This window comes from Pseudomonas zanjanensis, from assembly GCF_014268745.2.
In the GTDB taxonomy this organism is placed as follows: domain Bacteria; phylum Pseudomonadota; class Gammaproteobacteria; order Pseudomonadales; family Pseudomonadaceae; genus Aquipseudomonas; species Aquipseudomonas zanjanensis.
Window position 1 is genome coordinate 2,265,205 of sequence record NZ_JABWRB020000001.1, and the last position, 17,407, is coordinate 2,282,611.

The 17,407-nt window shown below is 61.7% G+C and carries 11 protein-coding genes; 6 read left to right on the plus strand and 5 right to left on the minus strand.

All coding sequences use genetic code 11. From position 1 onward, the window contains the following. The first annotated feature begins 270 nt into the window (after positions 1 to 270). Positions 271 to 1,860 carry an ABC-F family ATPase gene (locus HU715_RS09425; protein ID WP_003181279.1) on the plus strand — a complete coding sequence of 530 codons (1,590 nt, stop codon included), beginning with the start codon at positions 271 to 273 and terminating at the stop codon, positions 1,858 to 1,860. A gap of 187 nt (positions 1,861 to 2,047) precedes the next feature. Here HU715_RS09425 and HU715_RS09430 read toward each other — a convergent pair whose 3' ends face one another. From HU715_RS09430 to HU715_RS09440, 3 genes are all read right to left on the minus strand, one after another. Then, a complete protein-coding gene (locus HU715_RS09430) occupies positions 2,048 to 2,698 on the minus strand; it encodes a response regulator transcription factor (RefSeq protein WP_186709398.1) in 651 nt (216 codons plus the stop codon). Between the two features lie 70 nt (positions 2,699 to 2,768). Then, a complete protein-coding gene (locus HU715_RS09435) occupies positions 2,769 to 3,362 on the minus strand; it encodes a lecithin retinol acyltransferase family protein (protein WP_186709399.1) in 594 nt (197 codons plus the stop codon). Positions 3,363 to 3,496: 134 nt separating this feature from the next. Beyond that, positions 3,497 to 8,980, minus strand: coding sequence for a trifunctional serine/threonine-protein kinase/ATP-binding protein/sensor histidine kinase (locus HU715_RS09440; protein ID WP_186709403.1), 5,484 nt, complete (start codon positions 8,978 to 8,980; stop codon positions 3,497 to 3,499). Between the two features lie 350 nt (positions 8,981 to 9,330). Here HU715_RS09440 and HU715_RS09445 point away from each other — a divergent pair, with 350 nt between their 5' ends. From HU715_RS09445 to HU715_RS09465, 5 genes are all read left to right on the plus strand, one after another. Next, entirely contained in the window at positions 9,331 to 9,711 is a 381-nt protein-coding gene (locus HU715_RS09445; protein ID WP_186709405.1) for a response regulator transcription factor, read from the plus strand. A 269-nt stretch (positions 9,712 to 9,980) separates the two neighbouring features. Continuing rightward, positions 9,981 to 11,438: an efflux transporter outer membrane subunit gene (locus HU715_RS09450; RefSeq protein ID WP_186709407.1), complete on the plus strand. Its 1,458-nt coding sequence runs from the start codon at positions 9,981 to 9,983 to the stop codon at positions 11,436 to 11,438. Next, the gene (locus tag HU715_RS09455) at positions 11,435 to 12,997 is read left to right on the plus strand and encodes an MFS transporter (protein ID WP_186709408.1); all 1,563 of its coding nucleotides are present in this window, start codon (positions 11,435 to 11,437) and stop codon (positions 12,995 to 12,997) included. Before HU715_RS09450 ends, HU715_RS09455 begins: the two co-directional genes overlap by 4 nt. A 6-nt stretch (positions 12,998 to 13,003) precedes the next feature. Next, positions 13,004 to 14,035: an HlyD family secretion protein gene (locus HU715_RS09460; RefSeq protein WP_186709410.1), complete on the plus strand. Its 1,032-nt coding sequence runs from the start codon at positions 13,004 to 13,006 to the stop codon at positions 14,033 to 14,035. Positions 14,036 to 14,230: 195 nt separating this feature from the next. Continuing rightward, complete coding sequence (locus HU715_RS09465) at positions 14,231 to 15,334, plus strand: sigma-54 interaction domain-containing protein (RefSeq protein WP_186709412.1); 1,104 nt, start codon at positions 14,231 to 14,233, stop codon at positions 15,332 to 15,334. Between the two features lie 235 nt (positions 15,335 to 15,569). Here HU715_RS09465 and sfnG read toward each other — a convergent pair whose 3' ends face one another. Further along, the gene (sfnG, locus tag HU715_RS09470) at positions 15,570 to 16,667 is read right to left on the minus strand and encodes a dimethylsulfone monooxygenase SfnG (RefSeq protein WP_186709414.1); all 1,098 of its coding nucleotides are present in this window, start codon (positions 16,665 to 16,667) and stop codon (positions 15,570 to 15,572) included. A gap of 39 nt (positions 16,668 to 16,706) precedes the next feature. After that, entirely contained in the window at positions 16,707 to 17,270 is a 564-nt protein-coding gene (gene msuE, locus HU715_RS09475; RefSeq protein ID WP_186709416.1) for an FMN reductase, read from the minus strand. Positions 17,271 to 17,407 lie beyond the last annotated feature (137 nt).

Below are 17,407 nucleotides of genomic sequence, written 5' to 3' on the forward strand. Positions count from 1 at the left end.
TCTTGTCCGGGCAATACCCTATCGTTAATGCGGCCAGATCAGTACAATCGCCGCCAATTATCACGCGCTCCCTTTGGCCGATGCCGCAAACTGCGGTTTCGGCGCACGTCTACCCGGGCCGGGCGCTCCGTATGCTGCTGTCCTCTTATGCCGGATGGACCCTTGCGCTTGCGACCGCGACGCCTTTGCGCGGTCGGGACGTGCGCAAACAGGTACTGAACAGGTACTGCCGCACCCTTAGCTACTCTGAATGTTCCGCAGGATAAACCTTTGATCTCTACAGCTAACATCACGATGCAGTTCGGCGCCAAGCCACTGTTCGAAAACGTCTCTGTCAAATTCGGCGCGGGCAACCGCTACGGTCTGATCGGCGCCAACGGTTGCGGCAAGTCGACCTTCATGAAAATCCTCGGTGGCGACCTCGAGCCGTCCGGTGGCCAGGTCATGCTCGAGCCGAACGTGCGCCTGGGCAAACTTCGCCAGGACCAGTTCGCCTACGAAGAATTCACCGTGATCGACACCGTGATCATGGGTCACGAAGAGCTGTGGAAGGTCAAGGCCGAGCGCGATCGCATCTATTCGCTGCCGGAAATGACCGAAGAAGACGGCATGGCCGTGGCCGAGCTCGAAACCGAATTTGCCGAGATGGACGGCTACACCGCCGAATCCCGCGCCGGTGAACTGCTGCTGGGCCTGGGGATTGGCATCGAACAGCATTTCGGCCCGATGAGCGAAGTGTCGCCTGGCTGGAAACTGCGCGTACTGCTGGCCCAGGCACTATTCTCCGACCCGGAAGTGCTGCTGCTCGACGAACCGACCAACCACCTGGATATCAACACCATCCGCTGGCTGGAAAACGTGCTGACCCAGCGTTCGAGCCTGATGATCATCATCTCCCACGACCGTCACTTCCTGAACAGTGTCTGCACCCACATGGCGGACCTGGACTACGGCGAGCTGCGCCTGTTCCCGGGCAACTACGATGAGTACATGACCGTGGCGACCCAGTCCCGCGAGCAACTGCTGTCGGACAACGCCAAGAAGAAAGCCCAGATTTCCGAACTGCAATCGTTCGTCAGCCGTTTCTCGGCCAACGCCTCGAAAGCCAAGCAGGCCACCTCCCGCGCCAAGCAGATCGACAAGATCCAACTGGCCGAGGTCAAGCCATCGAGCCGCGTCAGCCCGTTCATCCGCTTCGAGCAGACCAAGAAACTGCACCGCCAGGCGGTCATCGTCGAACGCATGGCCAAGGGCTTTGACGGCAAGCCGCTGTTCAAGGATTTCAGCTTCACCGTCGAAGCCGGCGAGCGCGTGGCGATCATTGGCCCGAACGGTATCGGCAAGACCACCTTGCTGCGCACCCTGGTCAATGAACTGGAACCGGACGCCGGCACCGTGAAATGGACCGACGCCGCGGAACTCGGCTACTACGCCCAGGACCATGCCCATGACTTCGAAGACGACGTCAACCTGTTCGACTGGATGGGCCAGTGGACCCAGGGTGGCGAGCAGCTTGTGCGTGGCACCTTGGGCCGCATGCTGTTTTCCAACGACGAGATCCTCAAGTCGGTCAAGGTCATTTCCGGTGGTGAGCAAGGCCGCATGCTGTTCGGCAAGCTGATCCTGCAAAAGCCGAACGTGCTGGTGATGGACGAACCGACCAACCACTTGGACATGGAGTCCATCGAAGCGCTGAACCTGGCGCTGGAAAACTACCCAGGCACGCTGATCTTCGTCAGCCATGACCGAGAGTTCGTATCGTCCCTGGCCACCCGCATCATCGAGCTGAGCGCCGACGGCGTGGTCGACTTCAGCGGCACCTACGACGACTACCTGCGCAGCCAGGGTGTGGTGTTCTAAGGGCAGCCCCGAGTTGTAAGCTTCAAGCGGCAAGTCAAAAGCCCCGTCCACTGTGACGGGGCTTTTTGCATTCCAAGGGTAACTCCCCTATGTGTGCGAGCTTGCTCGCGATGGCGCCAGCCCAGACAACGCTGCCCCCGTGGCGAGGGAGCTTGCTCCCGCTCGGCTGCGCAGCCGTTGAGAACGCTCACCGACTCTGCCCGGAGCCCAACGCCTCGGCCATCCGGACCAGGTCCGCAAACGACCTGGCGCACATTTTTTTCATCGCATGGGCGCGATGGATCTTCACCGTGATTTCGCTCAGGTTCATTTGCCCGGCGATCTGCTTGTTCATCAACCCCGTGACCGCAAAACCCATGACCTCTTTTTCACGGGCGGTGAGCGTCTGGTAGCGGGCATGCAGATCGGCAAACTGTTGTTCGACCTGCCGTCGCCGGACATCCGCCTGAAGCGCGGCGGACACCGCATCCAACAGGTTCTGTTCACGGAAAGGTTTCGCCAGGAAATCCACGGCACCGGCTTTCATCGCCTTGACCGACATTTCGATGTCGCCGTGGCCGGTGATGAAGATGATCGGGATATTCGTATTCGACTCCGCCAACTGCGCCTGGAAGTCGAGGCCACTGGCGCCTTGCAACCGTACATCGAGGACCAGGCAACTGGGGCACTCGGTCTTCGGCTGCCGAAGAAAATCCGCCGTAGAGGCGAACGTCTCGACGCGGATCCCGACCGAGCGCAGCAGGTTGCTCAACGCATCGCGCATGGAGGCATCGTCATCCACCACGAACACAATAGAACCTTTGAGACCCGCCTCATTGGATGAAGCATTACCGTTCATTCACGACCCTTCCGGCGACCGAAACGAAAAAAAAGTGTAGCACAGCGACCTTGTCCAGCCTGCGCTGTACCTAGGCAATCAGCTGCGGCTCCAGCGTCGAAATTAAAGCGAATAGATCACGGGGACGCTGGAAATAAGCGTCGACCTGAGCGCTGTAGTGTTTTCCGCTGATGCACCAGTTGCAAAAGTGTTCGCAGTTGTTGGACAGAATCCGATAGCGGTTCTCACCGAGCCGTGAAAGCGCCCGCCTGACGACTTCATCATTGGAAAATTCATACGGTTCCTGTGCTATCCAGACCGGTTTGCCATGGGCGAAATGTTCAAGGTCGATCACTTCGATGGGGCCGGATCTCAGCGAACCGCTGAAGCCGGAGTAGTGGGCGACTTTCAGGTCGCCCAGGTAGATCCCGTGATGGAGATAGAACCCCCGTGGGCTGATCAGGTGCGCGCCGATCGGCAACGTGGCCCCAGACCGTTCGACATGCACCCATTTCAAGGCGATATCAGACAGACCGCGATTGCGGGCCGCTGCGCACCCCTGCCCGTCCAGCATCGGCGTACCCAGGCGATAGAAAGCGCTCGCCGTGACGAGCGCCATCAAAACCAGCGCGACCGAACGAAGCGCAGAAAGTCCATCCATTGCCCGGTGGGTTAAATCGATCATGGCTCACACTCCGCAACCCGTGAGGCCAATCTATCGCCCGGGTTGCGACGTTGCATTTGTACGTGGGAGTGGAACCGGTGATCTATTGATATGCAGCCTTTAAACCTAAGTATGAATCGAACGCTGTCGAGTCCTCAGGCAGGCGTTTCCCCCTGGACGATGGGCAACGTGAATTGAACGGTAGCGCCGCGAGGCTGATTGACGCAGGCCTTCAGGCAACCGCCGTGGGACTCGATGATCGAACGACAGATCGATAACCCCAAGCCCAGCCCGGTGGGTTTGGTGGTGTAGAACGACGTGAACACCTGGTCGACGTTTTCCGAGGCGAACCCCGGCCCCGAATCGCTCACACTCACCAGCACCCAATCGGCCCCCTCTGACGTTGCGCAGATCCACAACTGCCGTTCGCCCTCGTTGACGCAGCTCATCGCTTCGAGCGCATTCATGATCAGGTTGAGCAGCACTTGTTGCAGCTCGACCCGGTCACCTTGGATGAGCGGCAAACCGTCGTCCAGGTGCGTCTGGATCGAGACGCCGCTCTTGATGATCTGGCCGCGGGTAAACTCGATCATTTCGCCAATGGCAATGTTGATGTCCACCGGGCCTTTTTGTGGCGGCGCCTTGCGGATATGCCCACGGATCCGCCCCAACACGTCCGCCGCCCGATTGGCGTCGTAGATGAGGCGCCCCAGTACCTGGCGGACTTCCTCGATCTCGGGTGGCTGGGTGTTCAGCCAACGCAGGGCGGCATCGGCATTGAGGATCGTCGCGGCAATCGGCTGGTTGACTTCATGGGCGATCGAAGCCACCAACTGCCCCATGGTCGCGACTCGGTTGGCGTGGGCCAGCTCGGTTTGCACCTCGCGATAACGTCGCTCGCTTTCGCGGATCTTTTCTTCCGCCTGCCGGCGTTCGGTCAGGTCCACCACGAAGGCGACCCCTTCCCTGCTATTGGCCTCGAACAGCGCCAGGCCGACGATGACCGGCAGGCGGCTGCCATCCTTGCGAAAATATTCCTTTTCATAAGGCCGGGCGTGCCCGGTGAGCAATGCCTGGGCCAGGGAGCGTTCGCTCAGTTCGCGGAACTCCGGCACCGTCAGGTCCCGCCAGCCCAGGCGGCCCAAGGCCAGGTCTTCGCGCTCGTAGCCGACCATGCGCAGAAAGGCATCGTTGGCTTCGATAATGTCGCCATCGGCATTCCAAAACAGAATGCCAATGATGTTGGCGTCCACCAGGCGCCGGATCCTCGCTTCGCGCTCGGCGACTTCGCGATACAAGCGGGCATTTTCCAAAGAGATGGCCGCACGGGACGCCAAGAGTTTCAACACGGCGATACGGGTCGGATTGAACACATGGGCAGCCAGATTGTTTTCCAGATAGAGCGCGCCGACGAGCTTGGCCTGGTTCAGCAACGGCACGCAGAGAATCGAGCGGGCACGCTGCTGGCGGATATACGGGTCCGCGGCAAACGGCGCCGCGATCAGGGCATCGTCAAGAAAAACGCTCTCCCCGGTCCGCAGGACGTGGTAGAGAATCGACTCCGGCAACAGTGCCGCGCTCACCGGGGCATTGTGGATTTGCGTTACGTGGTTGCCGGTGGTCACCTGCGCCGCGACTCGGTACTCGCCGTCGCTGGACAGGATCAATAACCCGCGTTCGGCGCCGGCCTGTTCGATCGCCGTGCACATGACCATGTCGATCAGCTTATCCAGCACGATTTCCCCCGACACCGCCTCGGAGACCTTGAGTACGGTGGCCAGGTCCAGGTGCTCGACCGGCGTCGTCATCGTCGTCGTTGGCCCGGGCACAGGCGCTTCGGTCCTCAGCAATGGATAGGTCTGCTCCAACTGCCGCACTTTGCCCTCAGCACCCCAACGCTGGTAGGCGTAACGAGCATCCTGGAGATAGACGCGGGCGATCTTGTCGAAACCACGGGCAGCGTAAAAGCGCGCTGCAAGCTCGTTGGCCAGCGCCTCGATATGGACAAAACCGCTTTGCTGCGCGGCATGGATGGCTTGCTCGTACAGCGACTCGGCATCGACCACACGCCCTTCGACCCGGGCCATTTCGGCACCCACCAACGCGGTGCGGCTGGCGAAGTTCTCTGGACACTGCTGTGCCCATGTCTGGAGCTGGCGGTAATTGGCCGCCAACTCCACCCAGTGAGGTTCGCGCGCGTCCACCGGCACACGGTCGCAATAGGCGGCCCGCGTCAGGGCGCCATAGAAATGGTATTCGGCTTCCTCGAAGAACGACTGGCAAACCCAGAGCAAACCCTGGGCCTTGGCAGCGGCCGCCATGGCCGCTTCAGGATCGTCGGCCAGGTAGCGGGCCTGCAGTTTGCGGACCCAATACAAACATTCAGCCAGGACCAGATCCGGGTTGCCGGACAAGTGGGTTTCGATGGCCGGCTCGTTCAACTGGCCGTCGTCCAGGCAGCCGAACGTCAGCGTCACGCCCCGAAGCATTCGGATCAGCGCCAGCTGGGCGATAATAAAATCGGTCACCAGCCCGAAGTGCACCCTCTTGGCGTAGGCCAGGCCCCGCTCGGCTTCTTCTTGTACATCGATCAACGGCTCGCCAGCGAACAGCAGATCGGCGGTGAGGTTGTTGCCGGCGTAGGCTCCATACGGCAGGTCACCGATCCGATTCGCCGCCGCAAACGAACGACGCAACAGGTCCCGGCATTGCCCCACCGGCTTCATCCAACGCACGGCAAAGCATGAAAAACAGAGGTAGGTACTGGCCTCGAATCGCCGCAGGTCGCGTTTTTCAATGAGGTCGCAACCAAGCTGGCCGAAGCGGAATCCCATCTGGTAGTCACCGAACCGCCGGCCGGCGACTCGGAACAGGTTGGCGTAGAGCACGCAGGACGCATCGCAGTTGCCCTGCTCCAGGCTCAAGGTGACCGCCTTGCAGATCAACAGGTCCGCCAGGTTCGCTTCACTCTGCAAGGCCGGCGCAAAGAGCTTACCCAGTGCGTTGAGCGTCGCCAAGGAGGTGGCGTCCACCATCAGCGGCAGATCGATGAGGTCCTCGATGGCCCGGCCTTCAAGCAGTTCCCCGATGCGCTCGTACTCGTGACGCACATCGTCGTCGCTCGGGTGGGCCGACCACTCGATCCCCACATGACGCAGGTAGTCGAGGCAGACGGCCACCGCACCGTCGCTGCGATCCAGGAGCAGGTAGACGTCCATCAGCAGGCATGCCACGTTGGCCCGCTCGATCACCGTCACGGCGCGGTCGGCCAAGGCCTTCAGGCGTTCGTCCGCGGCACCGAGTTGTCCGGTAAGGAACTCGCATTCGGCCCGGTTCAATTCCAACCCGAAAATCAAGTCATGACGCCCTGTCCAGCAGTCCTCATCCAGCAACTGCACGCCGGTGGCCAGGTAGTTGAGTGCCGAAGCATAGGCCGTCGAGGCCTTGGCCCGCTGGCCGGCCAGCAGGTTGAATTCAGCCAACTGCTCCCGCTCAGCCCGGTCGGTGAGCAATGCCGCGCCACGATTGAGCTGGCCGGCAATTTCAAAGATCGCCTCTTCAAGCGCTTGGGCGTCCGTTTGTGCCGCGAGCAACCGTCCAATGCGCAGGTGCGTCTCGGCACGCGCAGCCTGGGGGATCAGCGAGTAAGCGGCCTCATGAATGCGGTCGTGAACGAATCCATAGGCATCGTCCAGCCGCTCGACCAGTTCCTGGCGGACCGCCTGCCACATAATCGCCCGGACCTGAGTCGGGGAGATGTCCAGAACGGTGGAGAGCGCCTTGAGCCCAGCCACGTTGCCCAGGCACGCCAGTTGCTGCAATGCCTGCTGCGTGTCGGCGGGCAAGCGGACCAATTTGCCAACCATCAGGTCGACGACGTTGTCGGTGTAGCCCTTGGCGTGAATGCGCTGCGGATCCCACCACCACTGCCGCGCCTCGTGATCGAAAGTCAGCAATCGCTCGTCAGCGAGGGCCTGCAGGAATTGGATCACGAAGAATGGGTTGCCCGCGGTCTTGTCCAGCACCAGTTGCGCCAGCGGCTCGACACGATCAAGGGCGTCATGCAGGGCTTCGGCGATCAACTGCTCGACGTGCACCTTGACGAGGGGCGCCAGGGTGATCTCGCTGATCTTGCCCCCAGCGCTCCGAATAGCCTTGAGCTTGCCCGTCAACGGGTGCGTGGCGTCCACCTCGTTGCTGCGGTAGGCCCCCACCAGCATCAGGTGGCGCACATCGGCGCTGGTCAGCAGATCCTCCAGCAGGTCGAGCGTCGCCGCGTCCAGCCACTGCAAGTCGTCAAGAAACAGGGCGAGCGGATGGTCCGCGCGGGCGAACACACCGATGAAGCGCCTGAATATCAGTAAGAAGCGGCGTTGCTCCTGTTGGGGGTCAAGTGCCAGGACCGCTGGCGGCTCGCCGATGATGAGTTTGAGTTCGGGAATCAGATCGGTCATGAGCCGCGCATTGGCATCCAGCGCATCCAGCAACGCCTCGCGCCAATGCGCCAGTTCCGTGTCGTTTTTGCCCAGCAACGTGCGCACCAGGCTCTGGAAGGCCTGCACCAGGGTCGAGTAAGGAATGTCTCGCCGGTATTGGTCGAATTTGCCACTGGCGAAGAGGCCGCGCGGCGGAACCAGGACCTTGTGCAGCTCATTGACCACCGAGGACTTGCCGATACCGGAGTAGCCCGTCACCAGCACCAGTTCCGGCGCGCTGGTTTCGACCACCCGACCGAACGCGGTAACCAGCGTCTCGACTTCACGCTCACGGCCGTAGAGCTTCTCAGGGATCAACAGTTGATCGGAGGCGCCCTGTTCGCCCAGGGCAAAGGCATCGATGTGCCGCGATTGTGTCCAATGCGCCAGGCAACGGCGCAGATCATGTTCGACACTCGCGGCCGTCTGGTAGCGCTCCTCGGCGGTCTTGGCGAGCAGCTTCATGACAATTTGGGACAGTATCTCGGGGATGGTTTCGACCCGCACACTGGGCGGCGAAGGCATTTTGGCGATATGGCAGTGGACCCACTCTATCGGGTCGGACGCAGTGAACGGCAGCGATCCCGTCAACATCTGATAGAGCGTTATGCCGAAGGAATACAGGTCACTGCGCGAATCGATCGAGCGATTCATTCGGCCGGTCTGCTCGGGGGCCATGTAGGCGAGCGTGCCGGCCAGGGTCTCGGGGGCCTGGCGCTCGCGCGGCAGCCGCGAGGCCAGGCCGAACCCGGTGAGCCGTGCCTGGCCATCGTCGCAATTCACCAGGATGTGACTGGGCTTGATGTCCTTGTGGACGATGCCGCGCTGATGGAGCTTGCCCAGCGCCACGGCAATGCTCACCGCAAGGCGCAGGAACGTCGTCGTTTCCATCGGTGCGATCAACAGTTGCACGAGCGGCACGCCGCCGGGATCCGCGAGCACCAGTTGCACCTGGGGCCCTTCGCGCACCATGTCGAGGGGTTGTACCGACCAGGCGCCATCGAGTTCATCCTTCAGGCCAAACTCATGGACAAGCCGGTCAAGGCAACCAGGGCGAGGCTGTTCGGTCGCGGGCCGGGCCACCAGGACCGTATCGTCGCCGTCCACACCCGAGCGCAATTCCCGACAGAAGATACGCTCACCATCGTCCCATAATATTTGCATGCTGTTATTCCATCGGCACAGGAGCACTATTTTGTTTGGTCTGCCGCACTTTGCCGTCGGCTGTCGTCCAGTGTCATGTTGCACTTGCCGATGTCGTCACCAGGAGGCGACTTCCGTGGCTGCGCTGGATGCCTGAGGGTGAAGCATGTGCCGGGATCCAGGACGGGGTGTGTTGCGCTCTTTAGATTAGCGCCTCACGAAAGCGCTTCACAATTTTTTCATGGCCTGGTGCTGCACCAGGCACAAGGCACCGACCCTTAGGTCTTAGGCCGTTATACGCAGGTATACTTCTGCCCCCTATGAGACCGCGTATCGTGTAGTCACGACAGGCGCTGTTACGAGCGACCCCTATGACGCAAGCCACGCAGATACGCAACACGAGGATTATCGCCGTTGTTGACGATGACGAATCCGTTCGGACAGCCCTGGATAGCCTGTTGCGTTCCAGTGGCTACAAGGTTCGAACTTATTGCAGTGCCATCGAGTTCCTGGACGCCAAAGCCCCGGCCAGTACCCATTGCCTGATTTCCGATATCCAGATGCCGGGCATGAGTGGCCTGGAGCTGCATGAACAGCTCGGAGCCATGGGCTTGCGGATTCCCACTATCTTCATTACCGCTTATCCGGACCTGGGGGCGCATACGCCGGGGTTGGTCGCCTGCTTGCCCAAGCCTTGTGATACCGACGAGCTGCTGGAGTGCATCGAGACGGCTCTGCGTCCGGCACATTGAGCCACCGCTATCGCGAGCAAGCTTTGCTCCCACCGATCTGATGGATATACACCCCATCCCCAGCAAAAAAACCATACCCCCAGGCTCAACACATACCTTCGTATACATCCCCCGCCACCGAGGTATGACTTGGCTGAACCGATGTAGAAGTGCCCTCGCCGCAACCGCTCAATACCATGACCCCACAGCGGACGACTCGCTATCCAAGGATCGATCAAGCCCAGGCGCACGCTCGCGCAGCGGCGCTGCAACCTTGTGGGGAACGGCCCATGCCGGCTTTTTTCGAACTACTTCAACGCCGCTTGCAACCCATGGTCGTGCTCACAACACTGGCCCTCACCGGCTGCGCGGTGGGCCCCGATTTCATGGAGCCCAAGAACGAACTTGACGCCGCGCAACTGACGCTCCGCCCCGAGCATGGACGCGACGCCTCCCTGCTCCCCGGCGCCGTTCCCAGCCAATGGTGGCAACTATTCAACGACCCGCTGCTCACTCAGTTGCAATCACAGGCACATGCCGGCAACCTTGATTTGCAGATAGCCGCCGAACGCATCGATCAAAGCCGAGCGCAACTGGGGATTACCGCTTCGCAGTTGCTGCCCAGCGTCGGCGCCAATGCCAGTTACGCCCGGGAGGCGCTCAGTGAACATGGCAAGTTCGCCGCGCTGGGCGCCCCGACGGCCCCCAGCAACTTCTGGCAAATGGGTTTCGATGCCAGTTGGGAAATCGACTTGTGGGGCCGGGCCCGCCGCGCGCGCGAAGGTGCGGCGGCGACGCTGGAGGCGACGGTCTATGAGCGCGAAGCCGCTCGGGTGGCCCTTTCCGCCGAAGTGGCACGGACCTACCTGCAACTGCGTGGCACCCAGGCCCAACTGGACATCGCCCAACAGAACCTGACGATCGCCGCGCGCACCCTGGGCCTGGCCGAAAGTCGCGAGCGCAATGGCGTGGCGACACGCTTCGAAACCTCCTCCGCACGGGCGCAGCTGGCGACGATCAAGGCCATGCTTCCCGAACTGGCCCAGCGTCGCAATGCCCAAATGAATGCCCTGGCGCTGTTGATGGGCGAACCACCTCGTACCCTCGACGCACAACTGCGCCAGGCCATGCCCCTGCCTTCGCTGCCCACTCGGGTGCCGGTCGGGGTCCCGTCTGAACTGGCCCAGCGACGTCCCGACATCCTGCGCGCCGAAGCGCAGCTCCACGCCGCGACCGCAGCCATCGGCGTAGCCAAGGCCGACTTCTACCCACGTATCGGCCTGAAAGGACGAATCGGTGTGGAAGCCTTCGACAGCGGCGACCTGGCCAATTGGGACGCTCGCTTCTTTTCCGTCGGGCCGACGGTTTACCTGCCGATCTTCCAGGGCGGGCGCCTGGTACAGCGCCTGGCCTTGAACGAATCACGGCAAAAGACCGCCGCCCTGGCTTATCGGCACACCGTATTGCGCGCCTGGCACGAAGTGGACGATGCCCTGGACGCCTGGGCCGCGCAACAGCGCCAACACGACGAGCTGCTGGTTTCGTATGAGCAGAACCGGCAGGCATTGCACGCGGCCGAACGCGGCTATCAGCAAGGTGCCGCCGACTACCTGAGCGTTCTCACGGCGCAACTGAACCTGCTCGCCAGCCAGACCAGCCTCAATGCCAGCGCCACCAACGCCACGCTAACCGTGGTCAATCTCTATAAGTCCCTGGGTGGCGGCTGGGACCCGGAGCCGCAACCATGAACAGCATCGCGTTGTCGCCCACCCAGGTCGCACCTCGCGCGGCCCCCTTGGCCACGTCGTCGAAACGCCAGCTGGTCGGTCTGGCCGGGATTTTCCTCGCGGCCATGATGGCGGGACTGAACACCCGGGTTGGCGCGTTAGCGCTGGCGGACGTAAGAGGCGCACTGGGCTTTGGCTTGGACGATGCGTCCTGGCTCACCACGGCGTATAGCGCCGGGGAGCTGATTGCCATGCCCTTTGCCGCGTGGTTTGCCCTGACGCTCTCGCTCCGGCGCCTTGAGCTGTTGACGCTCGCCACGTGTACGTCGCTGGCACTGCTCCTGCCGTTCATCCATGACCTCGATCTGCTCCTGGGCCTGCGTTTTGTGCAAGGCATCGCCAGCGGCACGACGATTCCGTTGCTGATGATGGCGGCTCTGAAATTCCTGCCGCCACCCATACGGTTGTACGGCCTGGCGATGTACGCGATGACCGCGACCTTCGCGCCCAACCTGGCCATCTGGCTGGCGGGGCATTGGACAGACGAACTGCAGGACTGGCGCTGGGTGTACTGGCAGATCGTTCCTCTGGCCGTGGTCGCTGCCGGCTTGATCGCCTGGGGGCTGCCACGGGAACCGATCCAGTTCCCACGTTTTCGCCAGGCCAATTGGGCCGGCATGGCCTGCGGTGTCCCGGCGCTTGGTTTGCTGACCGTCGCCCTGGATCAAGGCATACGACTGGATTGGTTTCACTCACCGTTGATCACCTCGTCCCTGCTCGCGGGCCTGGCCTTGCTGGCGATCTACCTGTTGACCGAATGGTTTCATCCCTCGCCGTTCATCAAGTTGCAGATCCTCGGGCGTCGCAACCTGGGGCTGGGCTGCATCCTGTTCGTCTCGTTGCTGGTAGTACTGCTGTCCAGTTCGTTGCTACCGGCCAGTTACCTCGGGCCGCTGCAGGACTATCGCCCGTTGCAGATGGCCGCGATCGGGCTGATCGTCGCGCTGCCGCAGTTACTCCTGGGGGCACTGGTGGCGCTGCTGCTGTACCAGAAATGGGTTGATGCGCGCTTCATGTTCGCGTTGGGACTGTGCCTGATCGCCCTGGCCTGCCTTTGCGGCGCGCAATTGACCAGCGACTGGAACCGCGAGCAGTTCGTCGTGGCGCAAACGCTACAGGCCTTTGGACAACCGATGGCGGTGGTGTCGATGCTGTTTCTGATCACCAGCGTGGTGCAGCCAGCCGAGGGTCCGTATGTGTCCGGCACCATCAATACCCTGCGCGCCTTCGGGTCGTTGTTCGGCGCGGCGCTGGTCGGACAGCTCGTGGTCGTGCGCGGCCGCTTCCATGGGGAAATGTTGCTGGACCAGGCGGCCCTGGCAAGCAATACCCTGGCCTCGGCGCCGCTCCCCTCAGAACTGCTGGGCATCGTCAGCCAGCAGTCGCTGGTGTTGTCGATCGCCGATGCCTATCGCGCGTTGGGCCTGCTGGCACTGCTGCTGATTCCCCTCGTGCTGCGGCTGGCCTACATCCCGGCACCTGCCAGGCAGGCCGCCTCATCCTCATCCTCACATGGGTAATTCATCATGGCCTTACCGAAGAAAGCCCAGATCATCAGTGTCGTGCTGCTCGCCGTGGCAGTCGCCGGAGTGCTCTACGCCAATCGCCCTGAATCCAGCTCATCGACGCAGTCAACGGATGACGCTTATGTCCACGCGGACTTCACCACAGTCGCGCCGCAGGTGTCCGGTACGATCGAGACGGTGTTGATCGAAGACAACCAGCGGGTCGAGAAAGGCGACGTGTTGGCGACACTGGACGACCGTGATTTCGTCGCCGCCGTGAACGCGGCCAACGCCCAGGTCGCCAGTGCCCGGGCCAGCATTGCCAGCCTGCAAGCGCACCTGAGCCGGCAGCAAACCGCCATTCGCCAGGCTCAAGCAGCGGTGGCCGCGGACGTGGCGGCGCTGAAACTGGCCAGTGCCAATCAAGCGCGGTATCGCAATTTGGCCCACGATGGCTCGGGCACCGTGCAAGCGCGACAACAGGCCGAAGCGCAATTGAGCATCCAACGGGCGCGCCGGGACAGGAGTGAGGCGGGTCTGCAGGCAGCCCGGCAGCAGGTGGATGTCCTCAGGGCCGATCTGGAAAAAGCCCTGGCCGCTCTCGCCCATGCCCAAGCCACGCAGGCCATCGAGGAACTGAAGCTGTCCTATACCCGCATCACGGCGCCGATCGCCGGCACCATCGGACAGAAATCCGTGCGCATCGGCGCATTCGTGAATACCGGGCAACCGTTGCTGGCGATTGTGCCGCTCGACGCCGTCTACATCACCGCCAACTTCCGCGAGACGCAGCTGGCGCGCGTCGCGATGGGTCAGGCTGTGGACATCACGGTCGACGCGTTGCCGGGCGAGTCGCTGCTCGGCACCGTGCAAAGCCTGGGACCTGCCAGCGGCGTCAGCTATTCAGCCATTGCGCCGCACAACGCCACTGGCAACTTCACCAAGATCGTCCAGCGCTTGCCTGTGCGCATTCGCATCGACCCCGACCAACCCGCCGCGGCGAAACTGCGAGTGGGGATGTCCGTGACCCCGCATATCCGCATTGATGGATAAATGCCAAGTCCCGAACTGTGGGAGCGAGGCTTGCTCCCACAGTCGCCTAAGCAAATAACTTAAAGTTATTTATTATCAGTTTTTTAGATCATTTAGATTAAGCCTTAAGCCCAATGGCTTCGCGGAAATGCTTTCAAGGAAATGTTGGCATTCATCCACCTTCAGTCACGGCAATCTCATTAACGGGCCACCGTCATGCAGCTTCTAACACTACCTCCCTCCCCCGGCCTGGCCACCTCGATCCGTGCCACCGCCCAAGTCTTCGAAGACCCCACCTCCCGCGCCTTGCTGGCTCACCTGCAACAAGTCGCGCCCAGTGAAGCCAGCGTATTGATCATCGGCCAGACCGGGACCGGCAAGGAACTGGTGGCGCGCCACGTCCACAACCTCAGCGCCCGTCGCCACAAGCCCTTCGTCGCGGTCAACTGCGGGGCGTTTTCCGAGAGCCTGGTTGAGGCCGAGCTGTTCGGACATGAAAAAGGCGCTTTTACCGGCGCGTTGACAGCCAAGGCCGGCTGGTTCGAGGAAGCGGACGGCGGCACCCTGTTCCTCGATGAAATCGGGGATTTGCCGTTGCCGATCCAGGTCAAGTTGCTGCGGGTACTGCAGGAACGCGAAGTGGTCCGGCTGGGTTCGCGCAAAAGCATCAAGATCGATGTCCGCGTGCTGGCGGCCACCAACGTACAGTTGGAAAGAGCCATCAATGCCGGGCATTTTCGCGAAGACCTCTATTACCGTTTGAACGTGGTCAGCCTGGTGCTCAAGCCGCTGCGCGAACGTCCCGGCGACATTCTGCCGCTGATACGCCATTTCATTGCGCAATACAGCCACAGGCTCGGTCACGGCGAGGTGACGCTGGATGCCCAGGCGCAGCGCAAGTTGCTCGATTATTCCTGGCCGGGGAATATCCGCGAGCTGGAAAACGTCATTCACCACACGCTGCTGATTTGCCGTAACAAAGTGATTGGTGAGCAGGACCTGCACCTGTCGAACTTGCGCATCGAACGCCAGGACAACTTGCTGCAACCTGTACCCCAAAGTGCAGAGGCGCTCTTGCAGAAAGCCTTCGAGAAACTGCTCGAGCAAGGGCATGGCGATCTGTATGAAAAGGTCGAGGCCGAGTTATTGCGCACCGCCTACCGATACGCCAATTGCAACCAAGTCCATACCGCAAGCCTGCTGGGCCTGAGCCGCAACGTCACCCGCACGTTGCTGATCAGGATTGGCGAGTTGGTGGTCAATCGACGCCGCCCGGCACTGGACACTCGGGATGGCCGGGTAGTCAACCTGTCGACCTGACGCCCACACTTTTGTGGCGAGGGAGCTTGCTCCCGCTGGGGTGCGAAGCGCCCCCATTGAGGCGGATGACATCCATCTGATACACCTCGGTGACTGGCTTTGGGGCCGCTGCGCAGCCCAGCGGGAGCAAGCTCCCTCGCCACAAAAGCGGTTCGGCGATGGCCCATTCATGGGGGCGCAGTGCTTAAATCCCGGCACCTTGTTCGCCCCTCGTCCGCCCTGCTGCCTCCCGCGCCTAGGCGACCGCCGCCGTTTTGGCCGTCACTTTGCGTTGCTCCAGCTCACGCACCAACGGCAGGACCTTACGGCCGAAATACTCGACTTCTTCCTGGAAGTGCAAGAACCCGGCAAGCACCAGATCCACACCCACGGCCTTGAGCGCGACGATGCGTTCGGCGATCTGCTGCGGGGTACCGATCAAGTTGGTCTTGAAGCCATCGTTGTACTGCACCAGGTCTTCGAAGCTGGACTTGGCCCAGTTGCCTTCGCCTTCCGGGCTGGACTTGCCGGCCTGTTTCGCCGCGTCGCCAAAGGCATTGACGGCCTCGGGATCGGCCTGGTCGATGATTTGGGCAAGGACCGCCCGCGCCTCTTCTTCGGTGTCGCGGGCAATGACAAAGGCATTCACGCCGACCTTGACCTTGTGGTGGTTGGCCGCGGCTTTTGCCTGGAGATCATCGATCTGCGCCTTGACCCCTTCCACGGTATTGCCGTTGGTGAAGTACCAGTCCGATACCCGGGCGGCCATGTCCCGAGCCGCACGTGAGCTGCCGCCCTGGAAAATTTCCGGGTGCTGCTGCAGGGGTTTCGGCTTGAGGGTGTAGTCGTGGAAGCGGTAGAAGTCACCGCGCAGCGTGAAGTTATCGGTGGTCCAGATACCCTTGAGGGCGGTGATGAATTCTTCGGAACGGCGATAGCGCTCGTCGTGCTCCAGCCACGGCTCGCCAATGGCCGTGAACTCGCCCTTGAACCAGCCCGACACGATGTTGACCGCCACTCGGCCACCCGTCAGGTGATCGATGGTTGCGATCTGCTTGGCCAACACCGACGGCGTCCACGGCCCCGGCAACACCGCGGCGATGACTTTCAGGCGCGTGGTGGCGGCCAGCAAGGCATGACTGAACGCTACGGACTCGTGCTGGTATTCGGCGCCGTAGCCAGCGGTAAAGCGCACCTGGGACAAGGCGTAGTCGAAGCCGGCCGCTTCAGCGATCTGGGCCAGCTTGCGGTTGTAGTCGATGCCCCAGTCGGTGCGTTGTTCGATTTTGCTGACCACCAGTCCGCCGCTGACGTTGGGCACCCAGTAGGCAAATTTGATCGTGTCCTGGCTCATTGCATGTACTCCACGGCTCGTTTTGAAAGGGAAAAGGGATCAGGCGGCACTGGCGTCGCGTCGGGCGCTCGGGACCAGGCTCAGCAGCGCCGATTCGACGGCGCGCTCGATACGGTCCAGCACCTGTACGCTGGAGATCCGGTATTGGCTGAAATCGGTTTCGCTGGCATAGACGCCCACCGGCAGGCTGAGGGCTTGGAAGAAGCCGAACAGCGGTCGCAACTGGTGATCGATGATCAAGGCATGGCGATCCGAGCCCCCTGTCGCGGCGAGCAGCACCGGAACATTTTTGAGGGCTTCGTGATGGACGAAATCGAACAGGTGCTTGAACAAGCCGGTGTACGAGGCTCGATAGACGGGGCTGGCGGCGATCAGCAGATCGGCCGACTCAATGGCGTGCAGGTCATCCTGTACCGCAGCCGGCAACGCCTCGCGACGCAACACCCCGGCAAACTGCGGACCGACCTTGGCCAGTTCGATCAAGCGCACCTCGATCGGCAGTTGCTGCGCGAGCCTGTCCACTATTGCCTGGAGCAGGGCCAGGGTGCGTGACGGGTGCTGCACGCTGCCTGACACCGCCACCACTTTGAATTGCTTGCTCATCACTTACCCCATGCCTGGAGACGCCACCTCAGCGTCTGCACAGGGTGTAGAGCAGCAACCGTGCCACGTTCATATATCTTTAATAATCAATTGGTTGGAAGTACCGCCTAATCACTTCACTGTCGCTCGACGGGCAA